This window comes from Lysinibacillus sp. FSL P2-0066 (assembly GCF_037969495.1).
Lineage (GTDB): Bacteria > Bacillota > Bacilli > Bacillales_A > Planococcaceae > Lysinibacillus > Lysinibacillus boronitolerans.
In genome coordinates this window covers 560,382-578,132 of sequence record NZ_CP150202.1, presented here as the reverse complement: position 1 = coordinate 578,132, position 17,751 = coordinate 560,382, and the positions used below count along the sequence as shown (strand labels likewise).

The window sequence follows — 17,751 nt, the reverse complement described above, 5'->3', positions numbered from 1 at the left end:
ATGCGCCAGCTATTAATCTAACTGCCCTGCTGGACCACCAACAACAATCGTTACATCATATAGTTCTTCTGATATTTCCTTTCTAATCTGATGTATTAATAACCGTCTATTCTTTCCCCTGATGGCAATACTATTCATACACAAAGGAAAAAGCGTCATTTATTCTTTTAATCGTGCTAGTAAATATAAGAAATAAGGTGCTCCTAAAACTGCTACAACAATCCCTGCTGGAATTTCTGAAGGTTCTAAAATGGAACGACCGATTGTATCAGCCATTAACACTAAAAAACCTCCTAATAATGCTGCAGTTGGCAATAAAAACTGGTGTTTGGCCCCAACAAGCTGTCGCGCTAAGTGTGGCGCAACAAGTCCTACGAAACCAATACCACCACTTACAGAAACACTAGCTCCAGCCAAACCAACAGCAGCAGCCAACAACCAGCGTCTCTCTTTTTCAATCGAGGCACCTAGTCCTACTGCTGTTAATTCACCTAAATTCAATACGTTTAATACACGTGATTTTGAATAAACGAATGGCAATAAAATCACTAACCATGGTAATAATGACAGAACAAATCTCCAATTTGAGCCCCAAATGCTACCTGCAAGCCATATTGCTACAAATTGATAATTCTCTGGTGATAGACGTAGCGTTAGCACAATCATAGCCGAGCTAATCCCTGCTGCTACAGCTACCCCTGTTAAAATTAAACGCATTGGTGTAATACCCTCATGACGTCGGTAAGAAAGTGAATAAATCAGTACAGCTGTCAAACCTGCCCCCACAAAAGCCAGTATCGGCAGTAAATAAACAGGTGCTGCTTTCGTAGTTGGGAAAAACGACACATAGAGCATGACAGCAAGACCTGCTCCAGCATTAATCCCTAAGATTCCTGGGTCTGCTAAAGCATTTTTGGAAATGCCCTGTAAAATAGCGCCTGAAATAGCTAACCCCATACCTACTAATACAGCAATCACTATTCTTGGAAGTCTGAATTCATATAAGATAAGCTGCTGTTGTGCGTCACCTTGACCAAAAAGAGTCCGAAGAACTTCCATTGGTGTCAGTTTAATAACCCCTGTATTCATACTTATAACAAAGGTAATGACGATTAACACAATGAGCGTCGCAAGGATGGAGAAATTTTTCCTTTTCGCCTTCAGTTGACTTGGTGTTAAATAGCTGTTATTCATAGTTCTTTTCCTCCTTTACGAGCTAAATAAAGGAAGAATGGGACACCGATAAAGGCTATGAGCGCACCAATTGGTGTTTCATAAGGTGGATTGATAACACGTGCTACTAAATCTGCTAACACAACAAGCAATGCTCCATATACCAAGGAACAAGCGATGATCCAGCGATAATCATGACCAACTATGTATCTCGTTAAATGAGGGATAATTAACCCTACAAAACCAACTGCACCGACAACAGATACTGCTGCACCTGCTAAAACTAAAACAATGATCATTCCCCAAATTTTTACTACAGCCGTACGTTGCCCAAGACCGACTGCAATTTCTTCACCTAAGCTCAGCACCGTGATGGAACGCGATAGGACAAGCGCTCCTATCATCGCAACAAGTATCCATGGAGATAAAATTTGTAGATGACTCCATTTTGTGCCCGAAACTCCGCCCGCATACCAAAATGCGAGGTCTTGTCCAATACGAAAATAAAGAGCAACCCCTTCTCCTAGCGCTCCAAGTAATGCACTAACAGCAGCACCAGCTAAAACTAGTCGCATAGGTGTTAAGCCACCTTTAGAAAGTGAGCCAATACCATACACGATGGCAACACCAAGACCTGCACCTACAAAGGACCATAAAATTAAATACATATAAGGTAGACCAGGGAAAAAGGCAAAACACACAGCCAACATAAAGGCAGCTCCTGAGTTCAACCCTAATAATCCGGAGTCAGCTAAAGGGTTACGTGTCATCCCCTGCATGATTGCACCCGCTACCGCAAAGCTTGCACCGACTAATGCTGCTCCTAGTACCCGTGGTAAGCGAATATCATGAATAATTTGATGTGTTGTTAATTCTGGCGAAAAATGGGTAACTGCTGTCCAAACAGTACCCAATGAAATATCTGCAGCACCAAAAGAAATTGATAAACCAATGGCAATTATTAATCCAATTACTCCTACGATTAAAGTCACTACTCCACGTATCGGATGAGATCGCTTCTGTAGCTCTTCTAAATCGTTGAGCTCTCCTACTCCTGTCGACGTAGTCATTTTATTTCCTCCCCATAGCTTCCAACAAGCTTTTATTTTTTCATATCGTACAACTGATAAGATAGGCAAATTGGATTTTCACTATAGGGACATACAGCCATTTCTGCATCGATATTAAATACCTTTTGTAAATTTTCTTTTGTCATCACTTCTTTTGGACTGCCATTCACCATTAAATTGCCGTCTCTCATGGCCATTATAAAATGAGAGAAGCGTGATGCATGATTTAAATCATGTAAAACCATGATAATTGTTCGTCCTTCTTCCTTATTTAGCTTTTGTAGCAACAATAAAATATCGAGCTGATGTGCTAAATCTAAATAAGTTGTTGGCTCATCCAGTACTAAAATATCCGTGCCTTGCGCCAACGCCATGGCAATCCATACTCTCTGACGCTGACCACCTGATAATGCTTCGATTGGTCGATCACTAAGTTCTCTTAGCCCCGTAACATCAATAGCCCAATGAATATATTCATAGTCTTCCTTTTGCAATGTACCAAACCCTACTTGATGAGGAAAACGACCATAGGATACTAGTTCAAAAACCGTTAATCCTCCTGGTGCTGTTGCTGTCTGAGGTAAAATAGCCATTTTTTTGGCCACTTCTTTTGTTTTTAATTGATGTATAGCTTTGCCATCTAAATAGACAGCTCCATTTTGCGTGCGTAATACACGTGCAACAGCCTTTAATAAAGTAGATTTGCCACAACCATTTGGACCAATAATCGTGGAGATCTGGCCTTTCGGAATCTCCACACTTAAATCATTGACGATGAGCGCTGAGGAATAACCAATCGCAACATGATCTATTTCAAGTACTGACATCTTTAACTTCCTTTCACTTTTGAGAATGCTATTACTTTTAAATTTGTAAACCAAATTGGGCTGTATACAAGCCATAGTAAGCATTTTGGCGTTCCATTAATTGCTCATGTGTACCTTCTTCAATAATGCCCTTTTTCGATACCACAACAATTCTGTCTGCATCCTTAATCGTTGCTAAACGGTGGGCAATCACTAATGTAGTACGACCGATAGAAAGCTCGTTTAAGGCTTGCTGGATCGCTTGTTCTGTTTCTGTATCCAATGCAGATGTTGCTTCATCTAGTATTAAGATTTTTGGATTTTTCAAGAAAATACGTGCAATTGATAATCTTTGTTTTTGTCCACCTGATAATTTGACACCACGTTCACCAATGAGTGTATCCATGCCCTCTGGTAAAGCATTGATGACATCCGTCAGTTGTGCTCGTTGTGCGGCATACCAAATATCTTCTTCACTGGCATTTAAATCACCATAGGCTATGTTTTCACGAATGGTACCATCGAATAAAAAGACATCTTGCTGGACAATCCCGATATGCGAACGTAAAGATTGCAGTTTAAAATCTCGTATATCAACGCCATCAATTTTAATGGAGCCTTCATTCACTTCATAAAAACGGGGCAATAGGCTACAGATCGTAGATTTCCCTGCACCAGAAGGTCCTACTAAGGCAACCGTTTCACCAGGACGTACCTTTAAATTAATTTGATGTAAGGCACGATTATTGGCAGCGTAGCCAAACGATACATTAGAAAAAGTAATTTCACCATCAATTTCATCAATTATTTTCGCTTCTGGACGGTCCGCAATTTCGGGCTCCGTTTCGAGGAATTCGATATAGCGTCTAAATCCTGCCATGCCCTTTGGATAGCTTTCTATAAACATATTGATTTTGTTAATTGGGCCTAAGAGAATACCTGAAAGTAAAATAAATGCGATAAAATCGCCATTTGTTAAATGCCCATTTAATACAAAGTAAGCTCCAACAAATAAAGTAAAGAGTGATAACACCTTCGTGAGTATGCCTGAAATAGCTTCATTCCAAGCCATTACTTTATAGGAAAACAGCTTTGTCATACGGAATCTTTCATTATTTACCTTAAAGCGTTTAATCTCATGATCTTCATTTGTAAAAGCCTGTACAACACGAATACCACTTACATTGTTTTCAACACGTGCATTGAAATCTGCAATATCTCCAAACATTTGACGGAATGCCTTGGACATTAATTTTCCGAAAATAATGGTTAAGATTAAGATAATCGGTACAAGTAAGAAAATAAGAATCGTAAAGGTTGGATCAATATAGTACATAACACCAAATGTTCCAACAATCGTCATTGCTGCTATAAAGATATCCTCTGGACCATGGTGAGCAAGTTCGCCAATATCCATTAAATCATTCGTTAAACGAGACACAAGATGCCCTGTTTTGTTGTTATCAAAATATCTAAAGGATAGCTTTTGTACATGGCTGAAGGATTCTTTTCTCATATCCGTCTCAATATTAATGCCCAGCATATGTCCCCAATACGAAACGATAAAATGAAGAATGGAGTTAAAAATATATAATGCAAACAGCAATAAACTTGCCATAATGATCCACTTTAATTCCCCATCTGGCAAAATATCATCAATTACCTTATTTAAAACAATTGGAAACGCTAGATCAATTAGCGCCACTAATATGGCACAGCTAAAATCTAAAATAAATAAACCTTTATAGGGCCTATAATATGAAAAAAAGCGCTGTAATAACATGGTGTAGCCTCCTTTTGTGATTTCTTTTTACGTCTCTATAAATGAGCTATCTACAATAGCTCTCCTGTTATCTCAGTTATTGTTGTTGAGCCTTTGTAAATTCAACTATTTTGTCAGCTAGTTCTTCAGCTTGGTGTAAGCCAGAGAGCGGATCAGAAGCAAAATAATATTCAGAAGGAAGCTCTAATACTTGATTATTTTTAACGACATCTAAATTTGTCCATGTTGCTGGCAACTGGCCTTCTTTGTTAAAGAAATTAATCATGAAGTTATAGTCACCTACATAATCACCGACTACCTCATAGGAAACCTCATACCGTCCATTACTTGCTTCCTTTGTATCAAATAGCTCCTGCACTTTTCCCTGTGGCTTCATGCCCAAAATTTGATAAAGTGCTCTACCACCCGATACACTTGACTTCCCTACAATCGTTGCATTTTTTTCAAACATTTCATAAGTAGTAAATGTGGAATGTTTCGGAATTATATTCATGATCTTTTCCTTAGCTTTTGCTATCCGATTTTCAAATTCCTTTGTAAAGGCTTCAGCCTCTGCTTGTCTACCTAAGTAATTCCCCATTGCCTTAATCTCCTCAGTCACTGATTGATGGGCATCTTCAGCAAAGACAATTGTTGGGGCAATTTTTTCATACTTTGCTACATCTTCCACATTCCAAGTAATAATCAAGTCTGGCTTTAACTCTAAAACTTTTTCTAATGACACCTTACCATCCGTACCAATATTCGTAATTTCTCCATCCTTATAGTGTTGCTTTAAGAAAGCAGCATAATCAAGGTTAGCCGTTACGCCTCCAACAGGTACAACATCTAACGCTAAAATTTGCCCCAGATACCAATCAGTTACGACTCTCTCTGCTTTCATTGGGATTTCTACTTCGCGTCCACTATCATCTGTTACGGTTCTAGTCTCTGCCTTATCGGGCGTAATTGGTTCATCAATCTTAGAGTGGCTTGTCTCTTCATTACACGCTGCCAGTAAAACGAAAAGGCTTAATAAAAAAGGTAGCTTTATATGGTGAATCATCTTCTGCATCATGATTTCATTTTCTCCATTCTCAAATCGTTTTGCTTGCGCGAGCTGATTATCATTGTAATGAAAATGATTCTCATTTGTAATGGTAATTTCGGACATATTAGATGCATATTTCAGCCTAAAGCTACTTGGAGCCAGATTTGTTGCTTTTTTAAAAGCACGACTAAAATAATATTCATCTTCAAATCCAAGAGATATGGCAATTTCTTTTATGCCATATTGATTGGTTAATAAATACTGCTTAGCCTGCTCTATTCTCAATTGTTGTAAATATATTTGTGGACCTATTTCATAGCGAGCTTTAAAGATGCGTAATAAATGCCGTGTACTAATCTGAAGCATATCTGCTAATGTCTGGATAGATAATGGTTGATGAATGTGTTGCTTTATAAATAATCGTGCGGCTTCTGCCTTATCAATTTCATGTGGTTTCCCTTGTCCTTCTGTTAATTCTCGAAAGACATGATAGATAAGCTCATAGAAGGATGCCCTTACAGATAAATGCTCCTGTATAGAGCCAGATTGCCATTTGCTATACATATCTTGAAGGATATTGTGAATGACTATCGGATTTGCGGGTACACAAGAGAAATGTGTTTGGAATGGTTGATAGTGCATGTACAAATGCTGCATAAAGGCATCTTTGTACATGACATCTCCCTTATAGCTAATGAGAAAATAGCTAACACTCTGCTGCGCCCTAATGTGAAGACATTGAGATTTACCTAGATGAAAAATACTGAAGCGCTGCACATGATGAGATTGATCATCAATGACAATCTGTGCACCACCTTCTGTAACAATAAGAAACGAGCTATATGTTAAAACCTTTGACACATGAACATCTGATTTATTTATGTAATCGATTTGCTTCAACTGGATAAATGCATTTTGCCAAAGAAGCATATAGGCATCATAATTCATCTTCGTCTCCTTCAGAACACATATTTACTCACTATTATATTGATAATGATTCTCAATTTCAATATACATTTATAAAATAAAACATATACAAAAAAAATCACCATTGACAATTTCCTTGTCAATGGTGATGCCATTTATAAAAGTCCTTTTCCCTTTGTTGCCTTTTTCATATCTTCGTTTAGCTTTTCAAAAAATTCTTCATTTGATTTTGTTGTACGGATTTTTTTCAGGAAGCGCTCTGCAAAATCAGGTGCATCAGAAAACGTTTTACGAATTGCCCATAGCTTTTCAAGTTGTTCTGGCTCCAGAAGAAGCTCTTCCTTACGTGTACCCGAACGACGAATATCAAGTGCAGGGAATATACGGCGTTCTGCTAACTGACGATCAAGATGAAGCTCTAAGTTCCCTGTTCCCTTAAATTCTTCATAGATAACTTCATCCATACGAGAACCTGTATCTACTAATGCCGTCGCTAAAATTGTTAAACTACCGCCTTCTTCAATATTACGAGCCGAACCAAAGAAACGTTTCGGTCTATGGAATGCTGCAGGATCAATACCACCAGAAAGTGTACGTCCACTTGGCGGAATTACTAAGTTATAAGCACGAGCTAAACGTGTAATGGAGTCCATTAAAATAATTACATCACGCTTATGTTCCACTAAACGTCGTGCACGTTCTAATACTATTTCAGCCACTTTTACGTGATTCTCAGGTACTTCATCAAATGTTGAGCTGACAACATCTGCATTGACAGAACGTTCAATATCTGTCACTTCCTCAGGTCGTTCATCAATCAGTAGGACAATTAACTCCGCTTGTGGATGATTGGTTGTAATAGCGTTTGCAATCTCTTTTAATAAAGACGTTTTCCCTGCCTTTGGTGGGGCTACAATTAATCCGCGTTGTCCAAAGCCTACTGGTGCCACTAAATCCATTATACGAGTGGATAAATTGCGTTGTGTTGTTTCTAGCTTAATTTGTCGATTTGGATATAAGGGTGTTAGTGCTGGGAAATGAACTCGTTCTTTCGCTACTTCAGGATCCTCGCCATTGACAGCATCTACTTGTAATAGGCCATAATAGCGTTCATTTTCCTTCGGTGGACGCACCTTTCCTGACACCTTGTCCCCATTACGCAAATCAAAGCGACGGATTTGGGATGCAGAAATATAAATATCTTCTTTACTTGGTGAGTAGTTGATTGGTCGAAGGAAGCCGAAGCCCTCTTGCGAAACAATTTCTAATACGCCTTCCATAAAGAAATAGCCCTCTTGCTCTGAACGCGTTTTCAAAATAGCAAATATCAATTCTTTTTTCGTTAGCTTGCTATAATAAGAAATTTTATATTGACGTGCAAGGGCGTAAAGCTCTTTTAACGTCATGTTTTCTAATTGAGCGATTGTCAATGCAGACATATGCACAACTCCAGTCTTTTTCAAAATATAATTCAATTTAATGGGGTTATCATTGAAGTTTACGATTGGCTTTGCTAACGCTTATATGGTTGCCTTAAATAATATCTATTGTTCCACCATATAACTAAACATTGCCTTAAAAATATGGGATGGTTATTTAAAGAAGAAGGTACCTAGCACAATAGATGTACTAGGTATATTTTAGAAGAAAATAACATTAATATCTAGGTTTTTTCTCAAGAGCATGACGGCCTTCAACAAAGCGAACCGTACCAGATTTAGCACGCATAACTACTGAATGAGTTAAGGCATAAGCACCTTTATATTGAACACCCTTTAAAAGCTCGCAATCTGTTACAGCTGTCGCTGCAAAAATAGCATCGTCACCTTTTACTAGGTCATCTAAATAAAGAACTTTTTCAACATCCACACCCATTTTCGTGCAGCGTTCTAATTGCTCTTCATCTTCTGGTACTAGTTTTGCTTGGAAATCTCCACCAAGGCATTTTAAAGCTACTGCCGCAATAACACCCTCAGGTGCGCCGCCTGTTCCAAACATTATATCAATACCTGTTTCATCAAAGGCTGTATTGATTGCAGCGCCTACATCACCATCTTGGATAAATTTAATACGTGCACCAGCCTCACGAATTTCATCAACAATCGCTTGGTGACGTGGTCGATCTAAAAGAGTAGCTACAACATCAGAAATATCTTTATTTTTAGCTTTTGCAACTTGTAATAAGTTATAAGTAACGGAAGCATTGATATCCACTTTGCCCGCCGCTTCTGGTCCTACAGCAATTTTCTCCATGTACATATCTGGTGCATTTAACAGATTCCCTTTATCTGCAATAGCGAGAACTGTCATCGCACCATTTGTACCTTTTGCTACAATATTTGTACCTTCTAAAGGATCCACAGCGATATCTACTTTAGGACCACCATTTCGTAAACCAAGTTCTTCACCAATATAAAGCATCGGTGCTTCATCCATTTCACCTTCACCAATTACTACTGTAGCATGCATTGGAATTGTATCGAACATTTTGCGCATCGCTGTTGTTGCTGCATCATCTGCCTCAATTTTCAAACCGCGCCCCATCCATTTCCCGGATGCGATTGCTGCTGCTTCTGTTACTCGTACTACTTCCATCGATAAACTACGTTCCATTGTTGCTTTGCCTCCCGTTATCGGCATCTTTTCGTGCCAAAACATTCAAATTACCTCTATTGTAACATAATTGGTTGAAAACTTTTAGCTCTCATTATTCCTTTGTCTCAGCTACACGTGCCACAATTGTTTCACGTCGAATATCAGCGCCTAAATCACGTAATTTCTCAATAAGTGAGCTATAGCCACGTTCGATATGATAGATATCTTGAATCTCAGTTTCTCCTTCTGCTAAGAGTCCAGCTAACACTAAAGCTGCTCCAGCACGAAGATCTGTAGCTGTTACAGTGGAGCCATGTAATCTACTCGGCCCTTTAATAATTGCTGTGTTTCCTTCTACACGAGCATCTGCATTCATACGACGAAGCTCATCAATATGCTTAAAACGAGCTGTGTAAATAGTATCTGTTACTTTTGAGGAACCGAATGCTTGTGACATTAGCACGGCAAGCGGTTGCTGAATATCCGTTGGGAATCCAGGGTATACCAATGTTTTGACATCCACTGCCTGTAATGTTGAGAGGTCTGTTTTTGGTACATAAATGCTTTCTTCACCAATCTCAATTTTTACACCCATTTCACGAAGCTTGGCAATAATTGCTTCTAAATGCAGTGGAATAACGTTATCGATCGTTATTCCATCACCGACTGCTGCAGCCATAATCAAAAATGTGGAGGCCTCAATGCGATCAGGTATAATTGTATGCTCAGTACCATGTAACTCTTCTACGCCTTCGATACGAATAACACTTGTACCTGCACCTTTAATATTGGCACCCATATTTGTTAGAAGTGTCGCAACATCAATTATTTCAGGTTCTTTTGCAGCATTTTCAATGACAGTACGTCCCTTAGCAAGGACAGCAGCCAGCATGATATTAATAGTAGCCCCGACACTTGCCACATCTAAATAAATCTTTGCCCCTATTAACTCATCTGCTCGTAAATAAATGGCTCCATGTTCATTAGTAATTTTAGCTCCTAAAGCCTCAAAGCCCTTTATATGTTGATCAATAGGTCGAGGTCCTAAAAAACAGCCTCCAGGTAAACCAATGACTGCTTTTTTAAAACGTCCAAGCATAGCGCCCATTAAATAATAAGAAGCGCGTAATTTTTTAACGTTGCCATTTGGTAAAGGCAATGCAATCATCTCTGTTGGATCGATTGTCATTTTCCCATCCTCAAATGAAACTTCTCCACCAATCTCCTCTAATAGAGCCTTTAACGTCCAAGCATCTGAAATTTCGGGTATCCCTCCAATAGTCACTGGAGAGTTCGCCAAAATTGATGCAGGAATTAAGGCGACTGCACTATTTTTTGCACCACTAACTTTAATTGTACCTTGTAGACGATTTTCGCCAGTAATTTTATAAACATCCATTTTGCGTTCTCCCTCATGATTGGAAAGTAGTATTTTTGCAATTTGCACACTTTATAATCTTATTATTCGCCTTTTCTCTTATTCCAATCCGCTAAAAATCCTTCAATTCCTTTTTCAGTTAATGGATGGTGGAAAAGCTGCTTTAATACTTTAAACGGAGTAGTTGAAATATGTGCACCTGCTAAAGCTGCTGCTGTAACGTGTTGTGGGTGACGGACAGAGGCAGCGATAATTTGTGTATCGATATTATGAATTGTAAAAATATCTGCAATTGTTTCAATTAACTCAACACCATTTTGACCAATGTCATCTAAACGGCCGATAAATGGTGATACGTATGTAGCACCTGCACGCGCAGCCATTAATGCTTGGTTAGCACTAAAGATTAATGTCACATTTGTTTTAATGCCTTTGTTTGCAAAGAAACGACATGCCTCTAATCCAGCAGGAGTCATTGGAAGCTTTACAGTAATGTTTGGCGCAATCGCAGCTAATTCTAAACCTTCTTTAATCATACCTTCTGCATCAAGTGCAATAACTTCCCCACTTACAGAGCCATCAACAAGCTCTGCGATTTCACGAAGACGATCATGGAAAGAAACATTTTCTTCTTTAGCCACTAACGATGGGTTTGTTGTCACTCCTGATAAAATACCCCATGCATGTGCCTCTTTAATCTCTTCAAAGTTTGCTGTATCAATGAAAAATTTCATATTATTTCCTCCTGATCATTTTTCTTATATTATTAAATATTTTCCAAAATTTCTTTATTTCAAAAACAAGAGAAGGTCGATTGAAAGCATCAACACTTCTCTTATTATGTGTATTTATCTATGCTTTTGTAACATATTAAATGCAAAAATTATGCTTTTTGTGCACTTCCAAATTCACGAATTTTACCAATAACCGTAGCTTTGATGGCTTCACGTGCTGGACCAAGGAATTTACGAGGGTCGTAAACAACTTTGTCATTGTCAAGAATTTCACGAATTACTTTTGTTGCTTCAATTTGATTTTCAGTATTGACGTTGATTTTAGCCGTACCTAATGAAATAGAACGTTGGATATCTTTTGTTGGGATACCTGTACCACCATGTAAAACAAGTGGAAGATCTGCCAATTTAGAGATTTCCTCCATTTCTTTAAAGCCTAAGTTTGGCTCTCCTTTGTAAGGACCATGTACAGAACCAAGTGCTGGCGCTAAGCAATCGATGTCTGTTAGTTCAACCATTTTGCGGCATTCTTCGGGATCAGCGTAAATAATACCACCGATTACGCCATCTTCATCTCCACCAACTGTCCCTAATTCTGCTTCCACAGAAACGCCTTTAGCATGTGCGTATTCTACTACTTCTGAAGTAATTTTCACATTTTCCTCAAATGGGTGATGTGATGCATCAATCATCACGGAAGTAAAGCCTGCATCAATTGCTTCTTTACATTTTGCAAAGCTAGAACCATGGTCAAGGTGAATCGCTACAGGAACTGTAGTACCGTAAGATTCCATTAAACCTTTTACCATATGAACAACAGAAATAAATCCGCCCATATATTTACCTGCGCCTTCAGAAACACCAAGAATCACTGGAGATTTTTCTTCTTCAGCTGCTTGTAAAATTGCTTGAGTCCATTCAAGGTTATTAATGTTGAATTGACCAACAGCATAACCTTCTGCTTTTGCTTTAATTAACATCTCTTTCATAGATACTAATGCCATACTAAAAATCCTCCTCATAGGACTATTCTTTCTACATAAACATGCTCCTCAATCATAGCAAAAATAATAGCCCCTGAAAAGCAGGGGCTATTATTTTCTACCCGAAAGCGAAGTGGAACGTAGCGGCAGGGTTGACGAAGTGTAGTGGAACGTAACGAAGTCTTGAGGCTGGGACATAACTAGCTTCAATTAGTGAGAAATCCGAATTTGAATGAATTCAAATTCGGATTTCTCTATTTTTTATGTAGTCTTCCTATAGATCTTAGCTAATGGCTGTGAATTTTCTTAAATTCACGGCCATTAATGCGAGGCCCATCTCGTTTTCAACCTTCGATTTTCCTCGTACAGAAAATCGGGTGAAACGCAAATTAGCCTTCAAGAATCCAAAAACTGGTTCCACGTCAATTTTACGTTGACGATAAATGGTACTTGTTTTTTCTTCTGAAAGCTTTGCTCGCACATATTCTTTTTGTTCTTCCCACTTCTCATTCACCATTATCTTACGATTATTTCCTTCTTTTGCTTTTGTACACGATGAACGGAGAGGGCATCCGGAACAGTCTTCACATTCGTATATCTTAAACTCACGCTTGAAATCATATTGATCCGTTTTCGTGGTACGATATTTAAATACAAGCTGTTGTTGGTTTGGGCAAGTGTATCGATCATGTTCTTTATCATAATCCCAGTTCGCTGTATTGAATTCGTTTTGCTTATGCTTTTTCTTCTGTTCTTTTAAATACATATTGTACGTGATTAAGGCTTCTCTCTTACGATTCGAAAGGATATCATCATAATTTTGTTCACTGCCATATCCGGCATCTGCGACAATGTGTTTGGGTAACTTAAAATAACGTTGTTCGATTTCATCTAAAAATGGGATTAATGTACGTGTATCTGTTGGGTTCGGAAAAATGCTGTAGGCAAGCGCATACTGACCTTCTGTTGCCACTTGTATGTTATAACCTGCCTTCAATTGACCATTTTTCATATAGTCATCTTTCATACGCATAAATGTCGCATCCGGGTCTGTTTTCGAATAACTATTTCGTTCGTCAAAGATTTCGAAGTCTCTTTGATATTTTAGTTTGCGTTCAATATAGTCGATTAATTTTTTCCGAGCTTGCTTTGGGAATTTCCGTTCCGTTCTTAAAGCCTTTCGCTCTGCTACATCTGATGAATCCTCAATTTTTCGATCATATTCAGAAATCACTTCATCTACTTTTTCAACCATTCGAGCGAGGTCTTCCAATGCTAATTCATTTTCATTTTCCCGTTCAATTTCTGGCATGATTTCTTTTTCAAGCAGCTCATCGTATAGCTGGTTTGACTTTTCAATTAGTCCGTTATGGTATTTCTCAATCGACTTTTTCCACACGAATGTAAACTTGTTCGCATTCGCTTCAATCTTTGTTCCATCAATAAAAATAGCTTCCTGGTCAATTAATCCCCCTTGTACCAACTGGCAGCGGAATTGAACGAAGCATTGACGAATTAACTCTTTTACGTCTGGTTGGACACGGAATCGGTTGATTGTGCGGTAGGTTGGTTCATGCCCTTGAGCTAGCCACATCATCCGAATACTGTCTTTTAAAAGCGCTTCAATTTTACGACCAGAAAAGACAGATTGCGTGTAGGCGCATAAGATAATTTTAAGCATCATTCGTGGATGGTAGGCAGGACAGCCCTCATTTCGAAGGAATGGTTCAAACGCTTCAGGCGGGACACTTTCGACTAAATGATGGACATGGAAGGCAATATCATTCTTTTGTAATTTTACTTCTAAATCTAAAGGCAAAACTAATTGATTCATGTTATAATCTTTAAACATAAGGATCCTTCTTTCTGTATAATTTGGTTGTGGTGACTTAATTTTATCAGAAGTGGTCCTTATTATTTATGAAAAAATTTAAAGCCGATGAAATTTTACTAATCGTAAAATTTCATCGGCTTTTTAGTTTAGAGATGGGTTTTGTCCCAGCCCCATTATTTTCTACCCGAAAGCGAAGTGTAACGTAGCGGCAGGGTTGACGCAGTGTAGTGGAACGTAACGAAGTCTTAGACCCTGAAAAGCAGGGGCTATTATTTTCTACCCGAAAGCGAAGTGTAACGTAGCGGCAGGGTTGACGAAGTGTAGTGGAACGTAACGAAGTCTTAGCCCCTGAAAAGCAGGGGCTATTATTTTCTACCCGAAAGCGGAATGTAATGAAGCGGCAGGGTTGACGCAGTGTAGTGGAACGTAACGAAGTCCTAGCCCCTGAAAAGCAGGGGCTATCAGACTGTAGACAAACTCAATGAATTTTGAGTTTGCCTACAGTCTTTTTTCTTTTACAATAAAATAAAGTAAAGCCGTTGATTTCCACTACGGGCGGACGCTTTCCGCGGGCGGGGTCGAGCTGCTTCCCTCGCTTCGCTCAGTCCAGGATCTCGACTTTCCCGCTTTTCCCGCAGGAGTCGCCACCCTTCGTTCCAATCAACTTCTACATAAAGAATTATTGATAAAAAGTACACTTTCGAGGTGATCAACCATGATGACGAAAAATCAAATCAATGAACGTGAACAATTAGAAATGCTAACGATTGATCAATTAGTTCCCCAAGATCATTTAGTACGAAAACTAGAGGCGGCTATTGATTTTTCATTTATCTATCCTTTAGTAGAAAACCTCTACTCTGCTAAAGGACGCCCTAGTATTGATCCTGTTGTTCTCTTTAAAATGACGTTTATTCAGTACGTTTTTGGTATACGGTCCATGCGTCAAACCATCAAAGAAATTGAAACGAATATGGCGTATCGTTGGTTTTTAGGATTTGGCTTCCATACAGAAGTCCCGCATTTCTCTACCTTCGGTAAAAATTATGTCCGTCGCTTTCAAGACACTGATATATTTGAGCAGATATTCTATCGTATATTAAAAGAGATTATGCATCAAGGACTCCTCCATGCAGACCATTTATTTATCGATTCTACGCATGTGAAAGCGAGTGCGAATAAACGAAAGTATGATAAAAAAGTTGTGCGAAAAGAAACACGGGCTTATGAAGAGAAACTTCAATTAGAGTTAAATATGGATCGTGAGGAACACGGAAAAAAGCCCTTTCCCCCGGAGAAGTTTGAAAAGGAAGAATGGAAAGAAATAAAGGAAAGCACGACAGATCCTGAAAGTGGCTATTACGTGAAGGATGAACGTACGAAGCAGTTTGCGTATTCTTTTCATGCAGCGACAGATGAAAAGGGCTTTGTCTTGGGTGCCATTGTAACTCCGGGAAATGTGCACGATAGTCATGTATTACAGCCACTTGTGGAAAAAGTCATTGAAAACGTTCAAAAACCATTAGCTGTTGCGGCAGATGCAGCCTATAAAACACCAGCGATTACGAATTTTTTATTAGAGAATCAAATGTTGCCTGTTCTTCCTTATACACGTCCTAAAACGAAAGATGGATTCTTCCGAAAGCATGAGTATATATATGATGAGCACTATAATTGTTATCTTTGTCCACAAGGACAGATATTGAAGTATACGACAACGACTAAAGAAGGGTATCGTCAATATAAATCGAATCCTTTGATTTGTGCGAAGTGTCCAAGCCTTTCCCAATGTACAGAAAGTAAGCATCATCAAAAACTCATTCAACGCCATATCTGGGAGTCGTATGTGGAGGAAGCTGAACATTTACGCCATTCCTATGACATCAAACAAATTTATGCAAAGCGCAAAGAAACGATTGAGCGTGTCTTTGCCGATGCAAAAGAAAAGCATGGTATGCGATGGACAACCTTAAGAGGTCTGAAAAAATTGTCCATGCAGGCGATGCTTACTTTTGCTGCCATGAATTTAAAGAAACTGGCTACTTGGACGTGGCAGGCAGCTTAAGAAGGTAGCTATGCTCGAAGAGTATGTTGAATTTGGTAGTATATTACCAAATATTAAAGATAAAATAGGAAGAAAAATGACAAAAGCCCATCGAGAGTGAACCTCTCGATGGCTTTTGTCTACAGTCTGCTAGCCCCTGAAAAGCAGGGGCTATTATTTTCTACCCGAAAGCGGAATGTAATGAAGCGGCAGGGTTGACGAAGTGAAGTGGAACGCAACGAAGTCCTCGCACCTGAAAAGCAGGGGCTATTAATCAACATAAAAAAACAGGCCGTGTGTCCACCGCCTGCTTTTTAAGCTTGTAAAGCTTTATTTACTTCATCACGCACTTCGAAAATATCAAATGGTTTTGTAAAGTAACGAATGGCTCCTAATTCTAACGCTTCTTGCACAACATCCAGCTCTCCGTATGCTGTCATCATAAAAACAGGCAGCTTCGGAAACTTCTCTTTTAAACGTCTCAAAATTTCAATACCATCCATTCCAGGAATTTTCATGTCCAGCAAAACACAATCCATCTCTTGTTCGTCTGCATACTTTAATGCCTCTGAACCATTAGCTGCTAAATATGTAATATACCCTTCCTTTTTCAGCACTTCATTTAAAAGTAAACGAATTCCCTGCTGATCATCGACAATTAGTAATCGTTTCACATCGCATTCCGCCCTTTTTAGTTTTATTCTTACACAAAAACTTTCTTTATTATGTATAATTCTCCTTTTTCAGCTTAATACCTTCTAGTATTATAAATTATCTGCTTTTGCTTTCTACCTTTTACCCCCTATAATATGAATAGAGGTGGGAACATGTCAAAAATACTAACAACACAATTAAGTGGATTATTACAAAGAATTACTCAAAATGAAGAAGATGCTATCGAAGAGACAGCAAGGTTATTAGCACAAGCCGCAATTGGCGAAGGAAATGTCTATTTTGCTTGCTTTGGAGAAATGCAGATTGTGGAATTAAATGCACTTCAAGCAGTTGAACCGTTTAGCAAGTTAGCACCATGGACTTCAGACACAAGCTTAACAGAAGCTGATCGTGTTTGCATTTTTACTCGTAGTGCAAATGATGAAGAAGCACTCGTCTTAGCTCAAAAATTAAATACACAATTTATTCCCTTTGCTGCTGTAGCTAGTGAAGCAGCTAGTGTAGAAAACCCTCTTGCAGATTTAGCCTATACGTATGTCTCTACACGCGTTAAAGGCGGTTTAATACCCAATGATCTAGGTCAACGTATTGTTATACCACATGCACTTGCAGGACTCTTTGTTTATGAAGCTGTCAAAATGGCTTATGATGAAATGCTTGGGTTAGATGAAGAAGAATTGTAGTGATCAATTTAAAAAGAGTTGTCTCGTTATACACGA

At 38.7% G+C, this 17,751-nt stretch carries 14 protein-coding genes; 2 read left to right on the top strand and 12 right to left on the bottom strand.

From position 1 onward, the window contains the following. Positions 1-159: 159 nt before the first annotated feature. The 11 genes from MKZ14_RS02795 to MKZ14_RS02745 all read right to left on the bottom strand — a co-directional run bounded on the left by MKZ14_RS02795 (position 160) and on the right by MKZ14_RS02745 (position 14,331). Positions 160-1,194, bottom strand: coding sequence for an iron ABC transporter permease (locus MKZ14_RS02795; protein ID WP_036076080.1), 1,035 nt, complete (start codon positions 1,192-1,194; stop codon positions 160-162). Beyond that, positions 1,191-2,243 (bottom strand): iron ABC transporter permease, encoded by a 1,053-nt coding sequence (locus tag MKZ14_RS02790; protein ID WP_036076079.1) that lies wholly within the window; start codon positions 2,241-2,243, stop codon positions 1,191-1,193. The genes MKZ14_RS02795 and MKZ14_RS02790 overlap by 4 nt, the downstream gene beginning before the upstream one ends. A gap of 32 nt (positions 2,244-2,275) precedes the next feature. Further along, entirely contained in the window at positions 2,276-3,070 is a 795-nt protein-coding gene (locus MKZ14_RS02785; protein WP_036076077.1) for an ABC transporter ATP-binding protein, read from the bottom strand. A gap of 37 nt (positions 3,071-3,107) precedes the next feature. Beyond that, complete coding sequence (locus MKZ14_RS02780) at positions 3,108-4,832, bottom strand: ABC transporter ATP-binding protein (RefSeq protein WP_333006233.1); 1,725 nt, start codon at positions 4,830-4,832, stop codon at positions 3,108-3,110. 76 nt (positions 4,833-4,908) lie between these two features. After that, entirely contained in the window at positions 4,909-6,810 is a 1,902-nt protein-coding gene (locus MKZ14_RS02775; RefSeq protein WP_333006234.1) for a helix-turn-helix domain-containing protein, read from the bottom strand. Between the two features lie 134 nt (positions 6,811-6,944). After that, positions 6,945-8,228: a transcription termination factor Rho gene (rho, locus tag MKZ14_RS02770; RefSeq protein WP_016992739.1), complete on the bottom strand. Its 1,284-nt coding sequence runs from the start codon at positions 8,226-8,228 to the stop codon at positions 6,945-6,947. A gap of 217 nt (positions 8,229-8,445) precedes the next feature. Further along, complete coding sequence (glpX, locus tag MKZ14_RS02765) at positions 8,446-9,402, bottom strand: class II fructose-bisphosphatase (RefSeq protein WP_004269449.1); 957 nt, start codon at positions 9,400-9,402, stop codon at positions 8,446-8,448. A 94-nt stretch (positions 9,403-9,496) separates the two neighbouring features. Further along, positions 9,497-10,783 (bottom strand): UDP-N-acetylglucosamine 1-carboxyvinyltransferase, encoded by a 1,287-nt coding sequence (locus MKZ14_RS02760; RefSeq protein WP_016992737.1) that lies wholly within the window; start codon positions 10,781-10,783, stop codon positions 9,497-9,499. Between the two features lie 62 nt (positions 10,784-10,845). Continuing rightward, on the bottom strand, positions 10,846-11,496 hold the full coding sequence (gene fsa, locus MKZ14_RS02755; RefSeq protein ID WP_004269447.1) for a fructose-6-phosphate aldolase: 651 nt from the start codon (positions 11,494-11,496) through the stop codon (positions 10,846-10,848). A 149-nt stretch (positions 11,497-11,645) separates the two neighbouring features. Next, positions 11,646-12,500 (bottom strand): class II fructose-bisphosphate aldolase, encoded by an 855-nt coding sequence (locus tag MKZ14_RS02750; protein WP_004269446.1) that lies wholly within the window; start codon positions 12,498-12,500, stop codon positions 11,646-11,648. Positions 12,501-12,762: 262 nt separating this feature from the next. Further along, positions 12,763-14,331, bottom strand: coding sequence for an IS1182 family transposase (locus tag MKZ14_RS02745; protein WP_339280601.1), 1,569 nt, complete (start codon positions 14,329-14,331; stop codon positions 12,763-12,765). A gap of 697 nt (positions 14,332-15,028) precedes the next feature. On the opposite strand from MKZ14_RS02745, the gene MKZ14_RS02740 reads away from it, so the two are divergent. Further along, complete coding sequence (locus MKZ14_RS02740) at positions 15,029-16,378, top strand: IS1182 family transposase (protein ID WP_339280244.1); 1,350 nt, start codon at positions 15,029-15,031, stop codon at positions 16,376-16,378. A 293-nt stretch (positions 16,379-16,671) separates the two neighbouring features. Here the strand turns inward: MKZ14_RS02740 and MKZ14_RS02735 are convergent, their stop codons facing one another. Continuing rightward, complete coding sequence (locus MKZ14_RS02735; RefSeq protein ID WP_016995617.1) at positions 16,672-17,031, bottom strand: response regulator; 360 nt, start codon at positions 17,029-17,031, stop codon at positions 16,672-16,674. 153 nt (positions 17,032-17,184) lie between these two features. Between MKZ14_RS02735 and MKZ14_RS02730 the strand changes: the two genes are divergently transcribed. Further along, positions 17,185-17,715 carry a DUF2529 family protein gene (locus tag MKZ14_RS02730; RefSeq protein WP_036078238.1) on the top strand — a complete coding sequence of 177 codons (531 nt, stop codon included), beginning with the start codon at positions 17,185-17,187 and terminating at the stop codon, positions 17,713-17,715. Positions 17,716-17,751 lie beyond the last annotated feature (36 nt).